This is a genomic window from Vibrio sp. 1731, from assembly GCF_033339955.1.
Classification (GTDB): Bacteria; Pseudomonadota; Gammaproteobacteria; order Enterobacterales; family Vibrionaceae; genus Vibrio; species Vibrio alginolyticus.
Genome location: NZ_JAWOVO010000095.1, coordinates 1 through 1306, shown reverse-complemented (window position 1 = coordinate 1306; position 1306 = coordinate 1). Strand labels below are relative to the sequence as shown.

The 1306-nt window shown below is 44.9% G+C and carries 2 protein-coding genes; one reads left to right on the top strand and one right to left on the bottom strand.

The window, feature by feature from the left end:
- On the bottom strand, positions 1-224 hold a 224-nt coding region (locus tag R7035_RS25415; RefSeq protein WP_318146344.1), incomplete at its 3' end, for a tRNA-binding protein.
- Between the two features lie 176 nt (positions 225-400).
- Between R7035_RS25415 and R7035_RS25410 the strand changes: the two genes are divergently transcribed.
- On the top strand, positions 401-1306 hold a 906-nt coding region (locus R7035_RS25410; protein ID WP_318146343.1), incomplete at its 3' end, for a substrate-binding domain-containing protein.

Here is a 1306-nt window from a genome sequence, read left to right as displayed (position 1 = left end):
CGCATTTTGGCTTTGGCAAGATTACACAACACGACCACTTGTTTGCCCATCAACTCTTCCTCGGTGTAATAAGGCACTAAACTGGTTACGGTTTGCAGTGTTTTTTCACCAATATCAATTTGCACAATATATAGCTTGTCTGCATTTTGATGACGAGCCACTTCAATGATTTTTCCGGTACGAATTTCTAATTTGGCAAAATCAGAGTAAGCGATAGTTTCCATAATTAAAACCCCAGTAAAGTTTTACTAAAAAGATAACGTTTACACTATCAGTAAGCTTAATAAATACAAGTGGTAAAGATCTCATTTCCGAAAGCAAATCCTCTATCAAATTGCACTTATTACACAATGGGTGTTTAATACTTTCAGTCAAAATTTTTAGCCACTAAAGGTTCTATATGGCAACGATCAAGGATGTCGCGAAAGAAGCCGGTGTTTCGGTCGCAACGGTTTCTCGCGTGATCAACAAGTCCCCAAAAGCCAGTCAATCATCGGTAGAGTCGGTCACCAAAGCAATGAGCAAATTGGGTTACAGACCCAATGCCGCAGCTCGTGCACTGGTGAGTCAAAGCACAAATACCATGGGTGTGTTGGTGAGTGATGTGTCCGATCCTTTCTTCGGCACGCTGGTCAAATCCGTCGATAATGTCGCGCGCGAAAATGGCAAACATATCTTGATTGGCAACGGTTATCATAATCCAGAAGATGAGCGTCAAGCCCTAGAATTGCTGATCAACAGCCGTTGCGATGCAATAGTCATCCACTCGAAAGGCTTATCTGATGAGGAGCTAATTGGCTACGCCCAAGAAGTGAAAGGTATGGTGCTTATCAATCGTCATATCCCAGAGCTTGCTGAGCGCTGTATTTCCCTTGATAACCGCAAGGGGGCATTCCTCGCGACAGAATATTTAATTCGTCACGGGCATCGCAAAATCGCTTGCATTGCCTCATCCCACGATATCGAAGATACCGATGAACGCTTGCAAGGTTACCAAGCCGCATTGAAAGAACATGGTATTGAACTCTCCAAAAGCTACATCGAATACGGTGAGCCCAACAGTGATGGTGGCGAAGTTGCGATGACCAACCTGTTAACCAAATCTTTGGAGATTACTGGAGTGGTGGCCTACAACGACTACATGGCCGCTGGCGCACTCGCAGCGTTAGATCAAAATGGCATTGACGTACCAAGTAAGGTTTCTATGGTCGGGTTCGATGATGGCTTAATCGCCCGCTTTGTTCACCCTAGCTTGACTACTATTCGCTACCCAATCGAGATGATGGCAGAACGCGCCGCCCGTTTG